Annotated in this window: 12 protein-coding genes and 1 tRNA gene; 9 read left to right on the top strand and 4 right to left on the bottom strand. The window is 44.8% G+C overall.

Annotation, left to right across the window (positions count from 1 at the left end; all coding sequences use genetic code 11):
• Positions 1-60: 60 nt before the first annotated feature.
• From ACL9RG_RS00605 to ACL9RG_RS00595, 3 genes are all read left to right on the top strand, one after another.
• Positions 61-137, top strand: a tRNA-Pro gene (locus ACL9RG_RS00605).
• Between the two features lie 726 nt (positions 138-863).
• Positions 864-1,610 carry a glycosyltransferase family 2 protein gene (locus ACL9RG_RS00600; RefSeq protein ID WP_422790629.1) on the top strand — a complete coding sequence of 249 codons (747 nt, stop codon included), beginning with the start codon at positions 864-866 and terminating at the stop codon, positions 1,608-1,610.
• 321 nt (positions 1,611-1,931) lie between these two features.
• Positions 1,932-2,735: an acid phosphatase gene (locus ACL9RG_RS00595; protein ID WP_422791154.1), complete on the top strand. Its 804-nt coding sequence runs from the start codon at positions 1,932-1,934 to the stop codon at positions 2,733-2,735.
• 94 nt (positions 2,736-2,829) lie between these two features.
• On the opposite strand, the gene ACL9RG_RS00590 is transcribed toward ACL9RG_RS00595, so the two are convergent.
• Positions 2,830-2,988: a YqaE/Pmp3 family membrane protein gene (locus tag ACL9RG_RS00590; RefSeq protein WP_422790628.1), complete on the bottom strand. Its 159-nt coding sequence runs from the start codon at positions 2,986-2,988 to the stop codon at positions 2,830-2,832.
• Positions 2,989-3,297: 309 nt separating this feature from the next.
• Here ACL9RG_RS00590 and ACL9RG_RS00585 point away from each other — a divergent pair, with 309 nt between their 5' ends.
• From ACL9RG_RS00585 to ACL9RG_RS00575, 3 genes are all read left to right on the top strand, one after another.
• A complete protein-coding gene (locus ACL9RG_RS00585) occupies positions 3,298-3,540 on the top strand; it encodes a DinI family protein (protein ID WP_422791153.1) in 243 nt (80 codons plus the stop codon).
• A gap of 247 nt (positions 3,541-3,787) precedes the next feature.
• Positions 3,788-5,557, top strand: a complete 1,770-nt coding sequence (locus ACL9RG_RS00580) for a penicillin-binding transpeptidase domain-containing protein (protein ID WP_422790627.1) — start codon at positions 3,788-3,790, stop codon at positions 5,555-5,557.
• A 519-nt stretch (positions 5,558-6,076) separates the two neighbouring features.
• Positions 6,077-6,463, top strand: a complete 387-nt coding sequence (locus ACL9RG_RS00575; protein ID WP_422790626.1) for a helix-turn-helix domain-containing protein — start codon at positions 6,077-6,079, stop codon at positions 6,461-6,463.
• A 112-nt stretch (positions 6,464-6,575) separates the two neighbouring features.
• Here ACL9RG_RS00575 and ompC read toward each other — a convergent pair whose 3' ends face one another.
• Positions 6,576-7,682, bottom strand: a complete 1,107-nt coding sequence (ompC, locus tag ACL9RG_RS00570) for a porin OmpC (protein ID WP_422790625.1) — start codon at positions 7,680-7,682, stop codon at positions 6,576-6,578.
• Between the two features lie 759 nt (positions 7,683-8,441).
• Between ompC and ACL9RG_RS00565 the strand changes: the two genes are divergently transcribed.
• From ACL9RG_RS00565 to ACL9RG_RS00555, 3 genes are all read left to right on the top strand, one after another.
• Positions 8,442-10,448, top strand: a complete 2,007-nt coding sequence (locus ACL9RG_RS00565; RefSeq protein WP_422790624.1) for a DUF4034 domain-containing protein — start codon at positions 8,442-8,444, stop codon at positions 10,446-10,448.
• A gap of 384 nt (positions 10,449-10,832) precedes the next feature.
• Positions 10,833-11,327: a DUF4334 domain-containing protein gene (locus ACL9RG_RS00560; protein WP_422790623.1), complete on the top strand. Its 495-nt coding sequence runs from the start codon at positions 10,833-10,835 to the stop codon at positions 11,325-11,327.
• Positions 11,328-11,432: 105 nt separating this feature from the next.
• Positions 11,433-12,548, top strand: coding sequence for an NAD(P)-dependent alcohol dehydrogenase (locus ACL9RG_RS00555; RefSeq protein WP_422790622.1), 1,116 nt, complete (start codon positions 11,433-11,435; stop codon positions 12,546-12,548).
• A 42-nt stretch (positions 12,549-12,590) separates the two neighbouring features.
• Here ACL9RG_RS00555 and ACL9RG_RS00550 read toward each other — a convergent pair whose 3' ends face one another.
• Positions 12,591-13,760 (bottom strand): HlyD family efflux transporter periplasmic adaptor subunit, encoded by a 1,170-nt coding sequence (locus ACL9RG_RS00550; protein ID WP_422790621.1) that lies wholly within the window; start codon positions 13,758-13,760, stop codon positions 12,591-12,593.
• A 10-nt stretch (positions 13,761-13,770) separates the two neighbouring features.
• Positions 13,771-15,939 carry a type I secretion system permease/ATPase gene (locus tag ACL9RG_RS00545; protein ID WP_422790620.1) on the bottom strand — a complete coding sequence of 723 codons (2,169 nt, stop codon included), beginning with the start codon at positions 15,937-15,939 and terminating at the stop codon, positions 13,771-13,773.
• Positions 15,940-15,953: the final 14 nt, after the last annotated feature.

The raw sequence follows: 15,953 nt of genomic DNA, 5'->3' as shown, positions 1-15,953 counted from the left end.
CACCATCGCACTAGCGGTATATTGATTTCAAAATAGAGTTTAGTAGACTATTACCTGTATCGGCATGTAGCGCAGCTTGGTAGCGCACCGTCATGGGGTGTCGGGGGTCGGAGGTTCAAATCCTCTCATGCCGACCAAAATGCCCAATAATTTGTTTAACAGCATTTTTCTTTATATCGTAACCATCATATCTTTATATCAATGTCAGCTTGCTGATTTTCTGTACTCATAGTCTCTAAAATATATTTCATTCCAATGAGAATATATTGTTATAAACAATAGGATTAATATTAAGATTAGATTTTCTCACTATCTTTTTACAATGGCCGGTCATCAATGAACCCAAACTATCTTCACCCTGCTATTATCCCTCCGATCAAAACAGCACTCCTTACATTAAAGTGAACAATAATAATCTTGAGATACTTAACTTTAATGATTTAGCCCCCATGCCATCTAAAAAACACAGCCTGCATCTGCGGGCGGTTTCAGTCTATTACAACTATTGATAATTTTCTTACCAAGAACTGAACGATAAAATAGCTAAAAAACAATATCCTACACATAGAGAAAATGCATATAACTTATTAACGATGAGATATGTCTTCACTCGGGATCATTTACATCCCGATGAGCGCACTGGAGTTAAGTGATTCGGGTAAGCGAGCACAGATAAATACCCTTATGTTTAACCCGTATTAATTATAGACAGCTATGTTCTTTTAGGTCATGATAGCCTGCTAACTATTAGCAACGCAATCAATGTGTGACATTTAAAAATCTGCTAGTACTTTCAGTTATTCAGGTTCTACCGTGTCTAGAAAATAAATCTTATTACGTCTCATTCAGTTATGGACTTCGCTATGTTTAAGATCAGCATTTGCCTTCTCACTTTCAACTCAGCGCGTTTGTTAAGAGAAGTGCTTCCCCCACTTACTCATATTGCCGATGAGTTTGTCGTTATCGACTCTGGAAGCACAGATGCAACACTGTCTATTTGTGCAGAATTCGGGATAACGCCAATTTATCACCCTTTTGCTACGCACGGGCAGCAGATGAATTTTGCTATCTCTCAAGCCAATAATGAATGGGTGCTATGCATGGATAGTGATGAAATTATGGGTGATGAGATGGTGGCGGCCATTGCCGATCTCAAACAAAATGGCACTCCACAAACCAGCAATGCTTTTCGAATCCCTCGCCATTGGTATGTGTTAAATAAACCCGTCAGAACCATCTATCCAGTTTCATCTCCTGATTACCCTATCCGACTGTTTAATAGAAATAATGTCCAATTTAACGATGCACCCGTTGATGATGCTGCCGAAGGTTTTTCAACCAGTGAAATCCTTCCTGGCAAAGTCAGACACGATACGTTCTATTCACTTCATGAAGTGTTTGGCAAATTAAACGTTTATACATCCAGGTTGGTTGAGCATCGAAAAATCCGACCATCCATTAGCCGAGGAGTTGTTAGTGCATTCGGCGCATTCTGGAAATGGTATGTCTTCAGCGGAGCGTGGAAAGAAGGTAAAGTCGGTGCCGTTACCGGGCTTTATGCCACTCTTTATAGTTTTTTAAAATACTTCAAAGCTTGGTATAAATACTAATTAAATTATATCGGCGGATACTCTATATAAAAACCGTATAACAATACGGCGAAGAGTATCCCACTATTTTTTATTAAATGGCAAGCCATCTATTTAATCACATCACAAATTACCCCCATCTTATATAAAATACCCAAACGCTTTGTAAATAGGATTAAATCCATTTTCATAGGATATATTTACTCACGGAGTTATTATCTGTGACATCCAACACATATAATAGAAAGAATAATATATACCCTTACAATCTCATTTTTAAGAACATTTTTTAGGAATTTACTTTAATAATTTGTTAAATAATAAGGACATTTAAAAATGATATTGAAAAAACGCTTAATATTCTGTGCAGCTGTAATCGCACAATGCGTAGTATGTTCAGCGCTGGCAGATGACTCCTTTTTACGACTAGATCAAACACCTGATAGTCTGAGCTATCTCCCATCGCCGCCAGCAGCAAAAAGTGAGGCCTTTAAGCTTGATAAAGAGGCTTATCATCAAGGCTATAAGTTGAAAGGCAGTGCACGATGGAAATTGGCAGCAAGCGATGCTGACCTCTCCGATGCAAATATAGGTAAACCTTTTTCGCAAGCTTTTGGTATAGATATCACACCTGAAAACACCCCGATTACCTACGATATATTGAAGAAGTTGCGTGAAGACAGCGGTGATTTAGCATCAAAATTAGCTAAAGAACATTACATGCGCCAGAGACCGTTTATGGTCTTCAATACGCCAACATGTTTGCCTAAAGAAGAAGCCGCCTTACGTAAAAATGGTTCTTATCCTTCAGGACATACCGCGATTGGCTGGTCAACCGTACTCGTTCTTAGTGAAATTCGTCCCGATCGACAAAATGAACTGCTAAAACGTGGCTATGATTTTGGTCAAAGTCGCGTTATTTGTGGTGCTCATTGGAAAAGTGATGTTAATGCAGGATATTTAGTTGGCGCAGCAGAAGTTGCGCGCCTGCATGCTGATAGCGGCTTTATGGATGAACTCGCTAAAGCTAAATTGGAGATTGGCAAAAAACTTCCCTCGCAAACTACGGCGACACTCTCTTTAACAGGGAAAACTGCAACAGGGCAAGCTACAACAGAGCCAGTTACTCCAGCAACGGCAAAATAATACCGCGCATGTACTGGAATAACCGTGGTTAGATAACCTCATTACCGCCAGGTTGTATTGTCCGGCATATTTCATACCGGACAATACATAACCTTTATTTTTTTGTCTGCACCCAAAAACCGTGAATCAAACCAGGCAAATAACCGCACAATGTCAGAACGATGTTAATGATAAATGCCCATCCCAGTCCGTTGCCAATCAGCACGCCTAATGGCGGAATCAAAATAGTAATAACAACTCGCCAAAATCCCATAATAATCTCCATCACAGTTGATAAAAACTCAGCATATAGTGTTGAAGGTAGTTGATTTTATGGGTTTAACAATAGGATTTAGGGTGGATTATCAATCTGATGCCTCCCCTAACGTCGCTAAGGACAGTCAATATATCTAAGGCTTAAAACATGACAGTTCTTGATGAGTTTGCAGACGTTACTGAGAGATGACCACCAGACAGCGCGAAATCCCCAATTTGCTGTAGCGATAAACTCCTTGGCTCAGCCCGCCATTCACTGTATATTCAACCAGCTATTTATTCAAAGATGGAGCAAGTGAACGTGGCGATGCGGGTAGAACTGATTTACGATAAACGAAATGTGGCGGCAATCCCTGATGCTTTCGAGAAGATTACCGCAGAGTTAACTAAGCGAGTACATCGCATGTTTCCTGAGGCTGAAATTAAAGTTAAACCAATGCAGGCGAATGGCCTTAGCGCACCAGGTGCAAGCAAGCAAGAAAAGTCTCAATTAAACCAAATGCTTGAAGAAATGTTTGATGAAGCTGATGAATGGTTATCAGCAGAGTAATCTTTTCTCAGCCCTGATGCTTCAGGGCTGCGGATGCCGAAAATATCGCCCACACCTCTTCCCGCCCTCACTTTATGTTGTATTTACTTACAAAGAGCAATCGAAATAAACAAATGCCTTCAGTCGCTTATTATAAGATAGATATAACGATAGAATTCATTATCAATCATAATGATGAAACAATAACCTAGAAGCTATTTTTCATTGTTTTCAGTACCAAACTGCTCATGACCTTGCGAAACCATTCATGCCGACTTCAAAAAAAACCAGCGCACAACCTCATTTTTACACCAAACGCTTTGCACTGATTTGTCTCGGTATTGTTTGTTGTATGGCACTGCTGCTTGGCCGCGTAGGCTACTTGCAGCTGCTCAATCGTCCAATGTTGGAAAAACAAGCTGACTCACGTTCGCTACGTACGACAATCATCCCAGCGAGCCGAGGCACTATTGTCGATCGTAACGGCCACCCGCTGGCTTTGAGTGTGCCCTCCCGCGATATTATTGCCGACCCATTCCGTATTGCCCAATTGCACAGCGATCTGAACAGCCCAAAATGGCAATACCTGGCGTCAGCGTTGCAAATGCCGTTGCCGCAATTGCAACAAATGATCACCAGTGATCCAACCAAGCGTTTTATTTTTATTGGCCGCAAAATCGAATATGGCATTGCCAAGGATATTGCCCAATTGCATTTGGGGGGTATCAGCAGCCAACATGATGACAGCCGTTATTATCCAATGAGCGAGGCTGCAGCCAATCTGGTTGGTATCGTGGGTACCGATAATGAAGGATTAACCGGGTTAGAGCGCGGGTTCAATACTCTGCTTGAAGGTAAACCGGGGTTACGTGAGTTCCGTCAAGATGGTGCTGGCAATGTTATCGGTATTCTCAAAGATATCCCACCACAGCAGCCACCCACGGTTAATCTGAGTATCGACAGCTTCGTGCAATACGTGATGTATTCAGCCTTACGTGATGGCGTTACTTATAACCAGGCCGATTCTGGTGCCGCGGTGATGGTTGATGTTAACACCGGTGAAATTCTCGGAATGGCATCTTATCCATCGTTTAACCCGAACAATTACGCGGGTACAGCAATTGGCGATATGCGCAATGTTGCCGTGAGTGACAGCTTTGAGCCTGGTTCTACAGTGAAACCGCTGGTGGTAATGGCCGGTTTATCTCGCCATTTGATTCGCCCCGATTCTGTACTCGATACCCGACCTTATGTCGTTAATGGCCACTTGATCCGCGACGTTGGCCACTACCCGGCTTTAACCATCACTGGAGTGTTGCAAAAATCCAGTGACATTGGCGTATCACATATTGCACTAGCGATGCCTGCACAAGTATTAGTCGATCAATACCGTGCTTTCGGTTTAGGCAGGCCAACTGATCTAGGCATTGGTGGTGAGAGCAGTGGTTACTTCCCCCTACATCGTCAGCGTTGGGCTGATATCGAACGGGCAACCTTTGCTTTCGGCTATGGATTACGCGTAACGCCGCTGCAAATTGCCCGCGAATACGCCACCATTGGCGCATTAGGCGTCTATCGTCCATTATCGATCACTAAAGTTACCCCGCCAGTAATAGGCACACGCGTCATGCCACAAGATGTGGTCAAGACAGTGGTACATATGATGGAAAGTGACGCATTACCGGGCGGCAGTGGTGTTCCAGCGGCAGTACCCGGTTATCGATTAGCGATAAAAACCGGGACAGCGGAGAAAATGGGTACCAGCGGTAAATATGATGGCGGCTATATCAACTACACGGCAGGCGTTGCCCCAGCAAGCAACCCGCGAGTTGCATTGGTCGTGATGGTTAATAACCCGAAAGCAGGCCGACATTTTGGTGGTACTGTTGCAGGCCCGATATTCGGAAAAATCATGGGACAAGTATTGAACCACCTGAACATATCCCCTGATGCACTGATACCAGAAACACCGCCATCGACGATTTCTTCATCTGACAAAGCGGTGACGCTAACTCGACAAGAGAGAAGTGAGCAATAACCCTTAAGTTCCTGGACTCTACTGCATAAAATAGGTAAGTTGCACTGGATTTAGCATCAACGTGCTGTTGAATGTCGAGTCCAGTGCGTCAGTAAAAGAACCATCACATATTAGGTAGTAGTCAGAGGAAACGGAGGCAGAGCATTTAGCTCAGAAGAGAATCACTATGAAACGGCTATTGATTGTTGTAGTTATTTTTGTAGCAGTATGTATCGGCGTTATCAGCTTAAACATGCATGGAACAGGTCCCTGGAGCTAGCAACTAACGGTTCAATTTCCAACGGAGACAAACTGTTGCCTACCAGAAAAAGATTCACAATATTGATTGTCTCCGTTGCTATCGGGTTAGTTGTACTCGATGACCTCATTGCGCGGCTGATTCATTGGGTGTTATTGCACTAAAGCGAGTGCTTTTAGCATTCTTAGATAAGATTAACCCAGCGGATCGCTTTTGTACGACACCGTTATCACTGTGAGTTTGTGTATAATGACGCTATCTGAATTGAATATAGACGGGTTATGGCACAAGACATTCATCTCTCAATAGTCTGCGCGCTCAGTAAGTGGATTGAAAACCACTTGGGGCGAGTGATCCATCTAGAGGAACTGGCTAGCTATTCTGGCTATTCTCTTTGGCATATGCAGAAACTTTTCAAAGAATCGACCGGCATTTCGCTCGGAAAATACATCCGAGAACGTCGTTTAGCCAGTGCTGTTTATCAGTTGAGCAGTAGCGATACACCAATTTTTGATATCGCGATGGATTTTGGCTTCGGATCGCAGTCGCATTTTACTTATATGTTCCGTAAACGGTTTAACATCACGCCACACGAGTTCCGCCAAAACCCGCATATTGAACTGGAAGTCGCCCTGCCCTTGCATGTGACACATCAAAAATCAGCCTGATTTTTCAGGCTGTTATTTAATGAGTAGCCTGAATTTATAACGAATAAACCACTCACCAAATACATCCAAAAAAAAACGCAGCCGAAGCTGCGTTTATCATTAATCAACCGAGTTAGAACTGGTAAACCAGACCAACGGCAACTACGTTATCAGTGTTGATACCGGTAGCGCGTGTAAAATCATTTTCTTTCAGCAAGTTGATTTTATAATCAACAAAAGTAGACATGTTTTTGTTGAAGTAATAGCTGGTACCAACATCGATATATTTCACCAGATCCTGGCTACCGAATTTGTTTTCAATATCTTTGCCGCGAGATTGCAGGAATGCCAGTGATGGGCGCAGACCGAAATCGAACTGATACTGTGCAACCAGTTCAACGTTATCAGCTTCGTTAGCAAAGCCTTCAAAATGCCCGTTGTCTGTCGTACCGAAATTGGTCATGTTGTAGGTTTTAGTATACATCGCTGCCAGATAAACATTATTTGCGTCATATTTCAGGCCGCCGCTATAGGCATTTGCGCGATCGCCATGACCGTATGTCATGCGGTTTTGGCTATCAGTACGTTTTGAACTGCTAAATGCACCCGCAGCACTCACGCCCCAACCCAGATCATAAGAAACCGACATACCGTAACCATCACCATTTTGACCTAATTCGTCACGGCCATTATTTGTTTCAGATGAACTGCCATTTTTGCCTTGATATTGCAGCGCAAATTTCAGGCCTTCCACCATACCAAAGAAGTCATTATTGCGGTAAGTCAGCAAGCCACTAGAGCGTTGCATCATGAAATTATCTGCGCTGTAGGTATCGCCACCAAACTCAGGAAGAACGTCAGTCCATGCACCAATATCGTAGATTACGCCATAATTACGGCCATAATCGAGTGAGCCCCAATCGCCAAATTTCAAGCCAGCAAATCCTACGCGAGTATAGCTATTTTTAGTCCCTTGGGATTCGGTAGTATTTAGCGCAGCTTGGTACTCCCATTGACCGTAACCTGTTAATTGGTCACTAATTTGGGTCTGGCCAGAAAAGCCAAAACGCAAATAGGATTGATCGCCGTCAGAATCATTATTGCTGGAAAAATAATGCTCACCATCAATCTTACCGTTCAAATCGAGTTTATTACCGTCTTTGTTGTAGATTTCAGCTGCATTGATTGCACCAGCAGCTAATAGCGCGGGGACCATGAGTGCGAGAAGGCGAAGTTTCATTGTCATCTATCCTTGTTATGTCGAACTGCTACTAAATTATCGAGAACTGCTTAAACCGATGCAGTCAAAATACAAGCACGTTCAGGCGTCCATATTTTCCGGAAAAAACCTTATTAAATTAAAGTGCTCAAAAACGTACTTGGCGGGAGTATTCCATAGCAAAATATCAATGTAAATAAATATATACCACCTGGAACTTTCTCGTATTTGATGAAATGAAAAAATAAAGCACAAATAGCTTACCGAATAATACCCACACATGGGTAGCAATAGCACTAAGTGATAAGCAACACTCAACAACCCACTATATACTCTCTCTCGCTATCATCATTATTTGTTATTAATTACCCCCTATTATTCCTGACTTTATGGAAACAACAGCCGGCCTTTTGGCCGGTTTTTTTTTGTTTTTTTTCTAACCTATTATTATTTGCTAGTTCCCAAACCCGATCCCATAAATAAGAATACTCCTAGTTTTTATTTGTGAATAAAATAAAAAAAACGTAATAAAGTTGTTATTTAAAGCCGCTCTCCATAAGTCTGATTATTACCCCTCCTTTACAGTGGCCACCAGAAACGCCACCACGACCAATTAGCCGATCGCCTGCCACCAATGTAGTGATAGTACGTTTTGCATACTAATGCAGAAAAAGAATAGTGGTCATATGAGAGCAATCTCGCTGCCTATTTCGGCATAATCCAGTAGACTACAAGGCGCAAAGTAGACTTATCTTATATAGCCAGCCAGTAAGGAATCGCATGCATCACCCGGAGCAACCAGACAATCTCAGTAAAGCCAGAATGCTGCTGGCGACCCGCCGTTTTATCAAACTCGACGAGTGGCTGTTGTCACAAATGCGCGGCTGGCAAAACCAAACAGAGATACACAGTGATTATGGTCTGCTGATGCACCCTGGCAGCCTTTTTGCCGCCAATGAAAGCACCCAATATCGCCTGCAACTTCTTGATGATTGGGCGACTCAATGCCCGACTAGCTATCATGCTCAGGTATTGCTTGGTATGTTATGGCATGAACAGGCGTGGGTCATACGCCAATCTCATACAGGCGAAGAGATCGCCGATCACCAATGGCTTGGGGCTCAACTTTGCTGCGATTATGCTGTCATGGCGTTTTTAGCTGCCATTGAACGCCATCCACGCCCGACCCATGCCTTTCGTCATCTGATGAACCTAAGCGGCGGCTTTGGTGAGCCTTATTGGTTGCGAGCACTTTTTGCCGGTGATATTCCCAAACCTTTGCATGAACAATTCAATATTGAAAATAGCCCGATATGGCAAGAAGGTGCTCAACATCTCTATGCTATAGGCGTAGAGCCTTTGACCCATTGGCCTCACCAGTTACCAATAGCATTACAGCATACTCGACGCACTGACGAAGACCCGCTGGATTATTGGCTACGTATGGCCACGTCAGTTCGACACAATGATGTTGGCAGTATGGAATCTTATCTGTTATTCCATTCGACCTATTGGGGAGGCAACGCTCAGCAGCAGCAGGCGATTATCGACAGCCATGTGTGCGCCGAGTTTTCAGAACAAGAGCGCAATCAATTTCGTGCAACCGCAATGCTTGATGCATTGCAAAACGACGTTGCCGATAGACAATCTGAGCAGGCCGCCCTGTTACAACAACAGCTTGAGCAGTTGCTTGCCCAACCTTTAGAAAATACTACGCGCATTCAATTGCTTGATAAAGCAGGCGGTGCAGTGGCTTATTGGCAAGACGACGATCTGGCTGGTCTAGCGCTTTACGCTGATTTATTTAACGTTTCCCCGCAGGCGATGCCTGGCCATTTATCTTCACTATTTATCTCACGGGTCGTGTTAGCAAACGGCAATCAAGATGGCCTTCCAGTACTAACGACATTATTAACCCGCGCCATTGTGCAATCCGATAACGCGTTACTCACCGCCTTTGCCGCAGCCGCCGTTCACTATGGACTATACGGCTTGACGCAGCAGCCAGAATTAAGCGCAAATTTAATGGATCGCGCGTGGTCCTTAATGCATCAAGAAAACGCCCAGCCGAGCACCGAAAAGGATCTATTAACGCTGGCGCATGATATGGCGATCAATGACGATATTGACGCTGCACATTTCTTGATGGTTGAAATGGCGCGTCGTGGCAGCGCATTGCATAGCCATGAGTTGTACTTCTTTTATCGGAATCTTTGGTATCAAGATGTGCCTGAAGCACTACATAGCGATAGCAACGCCCTCGATTGTGTACTCAGCGCCGCCCGTTCTGGTTTAGTTCCCGCTATGTTCAATTGTGCAAATGCCTTGCGTGAAGGGTTTGGTGGCGAAGTTGATTACGCGCAGGCCATGCAGTGGTATCTGCGTGCGATTGATGGCGGCCATCCTCAAGCCGATTACTGGCGGGCCAGTTGTGCGCTGGATCTTGGCCCCGAGCAGGATAAGCGTTTGGCGGTTGAACAGTGGCTGCCAGCCATTGTTTCTAATAGTGAACATCCTGAACGCGCAGAAGCGGCCTATACGCTAGGAATGGCTTATATGCAGGGTGCTGGAACATCGAAAAATCGCTATTACAGCTGGCAATTTATGCAATTTGTCTTGGAGTTAAACCCTGAGTCTAGCGTGGCGCAAGAAGCGCTGGCGGCATTGGAAGGGTCGCTACGCAGCCGTATGAGCCTCTGGCAAGATAAACGTAAAGTCGACGGGCGCGATATTGTTACTCAATATCGCCCAATCAAAAGCAGTGAAACACCTTTACCACCGATTTAATACATTTAATTTTACGTTATTAAAGCCACAGATTACTCAACATAGTTAATCTGTGGCGCTCCCCTCACATCCCCCATTTTAGTTATTTTTTATAGAAACCGTACCTCAATAAAAATATAACAACAAATAATCATTTATCTTTTATAAATTAAATAATTATTAATAATCAAATGATTAAGAATAAATAAAAATCGACAGCAATAAATGTCAAACCAGTTATTAATCATAAAAATATTATTAGCACGCTAATCTTTTGCGTTGATGAATTCAAACACAATAACCCGTAGGTTCATGATTGAAGTTATTAATCAAAAGACGTTATCTACCGTGAGCTTATTCGATATTGATAAGCCAAACCTACCTATTATTAGTGAGTAAAATAAAATGAAAACTGAAGATTTCCTGGCAAGGATTGAAAAAACAACACACGAAGAATTATTGAAATTATTTGATTCACTACCTGCGGCAAATGTGGATGAATCACTCGCAAAATGGGAGGGTCATAATATCGACATTGGACACCCTTCTGCGAAAAAAATGAATATCGCCCAATGGTGGGGAAAATGGTTTGTTTCCGCAGACGAAGCGATCCCACTTATTGAATATAACGATGCCAGAAGTGAACTGCATTCAGATAAAGATGCGATGCGTGGCGAAGCTTGCCTTAAAATGATGGCATTCCGAGAAGTTGTCTCGTTAACCATGGTTTATGATGGTGAACCTGCTTTCGATAACTTTAGAAAAGTGAATGGTGACATTCTATTAGGCTGTATGAGCGGTAAAACCACCAGCGGCGGCATGCAGATAGCACCACAAGGTATGTACTACTTCTGGTGGATGAAAAGAACCCAAGACTTCCCAGTGAAATTTAAACGTTAATTTTTATTATTCATACCAAAGCAAACACTGCCCTTTATATTCCAAGCTAAACATGACTATTAAGGGCAGCGGGGTGAATATAGCTATTGAAGCATTGAGGGAAATATGGAAATAAAAGCGATTTTATCACGGAAAAAAGATGACTTTTCTTTGCAAGATATCGTGCTATCCAGGCCTAAAAATAATCAGCTTTTAATTAAAATTGTGGCATGTGGCGTTTGCCATACCGATGTTACCGTACTCAACGGAACACTTCCTGTCGCTTATCCAGTGGTGCTAGGGCATGAAGGGGCTGGCATTGTCGTTGAGGTTGGCGAAAATGTTTCTTCAGTTAAACCTGGTGATCATGTTGTGCTGGGTTTTTCATACTGTGGTCACTGTAAACACTGTTTAACTGGCAATGCTTCGGCTTGTACTGATTTTGCGAAGCTCAATTTTTCAGGTAAAGATGAAGATGGCTTCACTGCACTAACCACTACGTCAGGGGAGCAGATTTCTCAGATATTTGGTCAATCATCACTCGCTACGTATTGCGTCGTCAATGAGAAGAATGTCTGTAAAGTTGATAGCGATGTTGACCTGCGTTACCTCGGCCCTTTGGGTTGTGGGATCATGACCGGCAGCGGAACGGTATTCAACACGTTACAGCCTAAAATTGGCAGTTCAATTGTGGTTTTTGGAACGGGTGCTGTCGGGTTAAGCGCAATTATGGCAGCCAAAATATTAGGCTGCGTACATATCATTGCCGTTGACGTTCACACTAACCGCTTAGCCTTAGCACAAGGGCTTGGGGCAACTCATGTCATCAACAGTAGAGAGCAGAATCCGGTTGATGCTATTTATGCTATTACCAATGGAGGGGCCGATTACGCTATCGATACGACAGGGATCCCCGCCGTTTGTCACCAAGCACTCGACTGTTTAGATGTTTACGGCGTCATGGTGGTACTTGCCGTCAGCAATGCAGAGATTAGCGTAAACCTTAATCACGATTTAGTGGCGAAAGGGAAAACTATCAAAGGCGTGTTAGAAGGCGATGCCTCACCCAAAGTGTTAATTCCAATCTTGGTTGAGCTATATAAGAAGGGGCAATTCCCCGTTGATAAATTGATGCGTTTTTATCAGCCGAATGAGGTTAATAAAGCCTTTGCCGACTCGGCCTCTGGCGAAGTAATTAAGCCGGTGATTGTTTTTGATGAGTCGATTTATTCTGGTTCTTAACTATCAAGCCAGCCCCATTATGGCTGGCTTGATTCATGACGATTATCTTTCTCTTAGTGACTCTTTCACTTTATTCAGCGGTTTGATCAAGTAATCTAAGACGCTTTTCTGTCCAGTTTTAATCTCAACGCTGGCGACCATCCCCGGCACAATCGGAAACTCCCTTCCCGCCCGATTAGTGAGATAAGCTTTATCTGTACGAACATAAACCCGGTAATAGAACTGATCTCGTTTGACCTCATCTTGCAGCGTATCTGGCGATACACTCTCTACGACTCCGTGCAAATTACCGTAGATCGAGGAATCATAAGCGGTCACTTTTACCGTTGCTGGCAAGTTGGGACGAATATAAGCAATATCACGGGGATTGACGCGAGTCTCAATCAGTAGCTGATCTTCAATCGGTACGATCTCCATCAGTTTACCGCCAGGTTGCAGCACACCGCCCACGGTACTGACCTGAATATCCTTCACGATGCCATGAACTGGCGAGAACAATTCTGAGCGAGTGACCTGATCCTCTTTCCCTGCCATCACCTGCAGCTCGGCATCAAGATCGGCGTTATTCTTCACCTGCTCTTCGCGGGCGCGTACCGCATATTGGTTAATAGCATCATCAATTTTGCCTCGAATTTCACTGGCCTGACGACGCAAACGGATCACCTCAACCTGTCCGGCAGCGCCTTTTGCCACCAGCGGTTCGGTCATGTTGATCTCTTGGGTGACCAACTTGAGCGACTGCTGCAAATTATTCACAGTTTCATCACGGTTCTGTTTACGCGATAGATAGAGCTGGCGCTCCCTAGCTACCAGCTCGGGCGATTGCAACGTTTCCGCGCTGAACGTCAAAGGCGCACCGCTCAGTTCAGCACGCAAGCGTTCCGATGATGCACGTAAAGTTCGCACGCGAGAAGCGGCCTCACCAAAGCTTGAACGTGAGCGCGTTGGATCCAGTTGCGCGAGCAGTTGGCCTTTGTCGACAATCGAACCTTCTTGCACCAACAGCTTTTGGATCACCCCACCGTCTAAAGAGTCAATTTGCTGTGCTTTGGTCGATGGCGTCACTTTTCCCGTCCCGACAGTGACTTCATCAAGGGTGGCAAAATATGCCCAAGAGAAGAACAGTACCAACACTGCCAATGTCACCCAGATAATCCAGGACACTTTCTTCTGCTCGGCGTCTAATTCATCGTGCAAGGTAGCATGTGTCATAGCATATTCCTTAGGCTGCGCCCTGCTGAGTAGATGTCGATGCCGCCGCCGCGTTAGTATTAGCAACAGCACTGGCTAGAATTTTGTCACGCGGACCATCAGCTACCACGCGGCCATTGTCGACAACCACAATACGATCGACCAATTTGAGCAGTGCCGGACGATGTGTTACCACCACAAGTGTCCGCCCCGTCAGCCAGGTATTGAGTTGGCGAATAACATATTCTTCCAACTGCTCATCCATTGACGCGGTGGGTTCATCGAGTAAAACTACTTGCGGGTTACGTAACAGCATGCGGCTAAGCAACACCATCTGGCGCTGGCCGCCAGAAAGGCCGCGCCCGCCTTCATTGATGATTTTATCCAGACTGGATGCGTCAGCTTGCACCATTGCCAATGCCCCGCTGATGCGCAGCGCTTGCAACATTTCCTGATCGGTTGCATGTGGGTAGCCCAGCATCAAATTCTGACGCAACGTGCCAAAGAACAACCGTGAATCTTGAGACAAATAGCCCAATTGGCGACGCAAATCTGCTGGCTCAACATGAGTCATATCTACGCCATCGATCAGAATTTTGCCTTGACTGGCGGTAGCCTGCCCGGAGAGGAGTTTCAGCAACGTGGACTTCCCTGCACCGACTTTCCCCAAAATAGCCACTCGCTCGCCAGGCTTGATTTCAAGACTACCGATGCCCAAAACATTAGGCGAATTCTCTTTATCATAGGTGTATTGCACATTACGCAGCTGATAGTGGCCGCTGAGCGTTGGGCAATGAGACAACACCGCATCATCTGGACGGTCTATCGGCTTTTTCAACAAGTCATTAAGGCCCTGCATGGCGCTTTTCGCATGCTGCCAGCGTGAAAACACCATTGTTAACTGCATCAAAGGAGCAATGGTTCGTGATGACAACATGCTACTGGCAACCAACGTACCGGTGGTGATATCGCCGTTCAGTACCAGATAACAACCAAAGACCAGCATGCTCGCGAAAGTCAGTTGTTGCACCGTTGATGCCCAGCCAGTGAGTCGTGCTCCCCATAAACGCTGTTTCATCCCTACACTGGCGCTCACTTCGTGCGTCTGTTCCCACTGACGCTGGAAATAAGTTTCTGCCTGTAGCGCTTTGATATCTTCAATACCTTCGATGGTTTCAACTAATACTGCGTTGCGCAGTGCCCCCTCACGCATTCCCTCTTTCGCCAGTTTTGCCATTGGCCACTGGATCAACAAGCCAGGGATAACAATCAACGGGATCGCCAATAGTGGAATGATCACCAACGGGCCGCCGATAAAAAACATGATCGCCAAAAATAGCAGTACGAATGGCATATCGGCTGCAGCGCTAACCGTCGTTGAGGTTAATAACTCACGAACCTGATCGATTTCACGCAATTGAGAGATAAAAGAGCCGGTAGATTTTGGCCGGTCTTCATTTTTGATATGCATTGCTCGGACGAAAAACATTGACGAGACTTTTAGGTCAATACGTTTTCCCATCAGATCTGAGACGAGCGTACGCATTAAACGAATCACATATTCAAGAACTGCGGCCAAAACGACGCCAAAGAACAATACCCATAATGTCGAATACGATTGTGCCGGGATCACCCGGTCATAAACCTGCATCGAGAATAGAATTCCGGCCAGCGCTAATACGTTACCAATAATCGAGGCCAGCGAAATCTCACCGATTTTGCGCCCCTGTCCGCGGAAGTTATGCCAGAACCAGTGTTTACGATAAGGCTGCACGAATTCATCGATACGCATATCGCGCCCACGCGCAGCTACCCCGACTAAAAATACCGGCCCTGTGCTCTGTTCAAGTAGAATTGATAGCTCGGTACTGCGAGTCAAATCACCGCCATCATTTACCCAATACTCCGCCTGGCCGTCATCATGCAGGCTTTCGATAACCGCGATCCCGCCTTGTTGCAAAGTAATAATCGCGGGTAGGACTTCACTACGCCAGCGTACTTTAGTCCAGCTGGCCATGCCAATTTGTAGCCCCATCAACCCACTTAATCGTTCGAGTTGGCGATTGATAGGTTGATTCTCAAACCAGCGCATTTGTTGGCGCAGGTAGGCCGGATCGGCTGGTTTTCCAAAAGATTCAGCTACGCGTATCAGCGCACTAATCCAAACATCGATAGAAAGTGGTGCAGTTTCAGTACTCATATCGCCTCTTTAAA

It is taken from the genome of Rouxiella sp. Mn2063, assembly GCF_049319665.1.
In the GTDB taxonomy this organism is placed as follows: domain Bacteria; phylum Pseudomonadota; class Gammaproteobacteria; order Enterobacterales; family Enterobacteriaceae; genus JBMOUD01.
The sequence above is the reverse complement of the archived record's forward strand: the minus strand, read 5'-3'. Positions and strand labels throughout refer to the sequence as shown.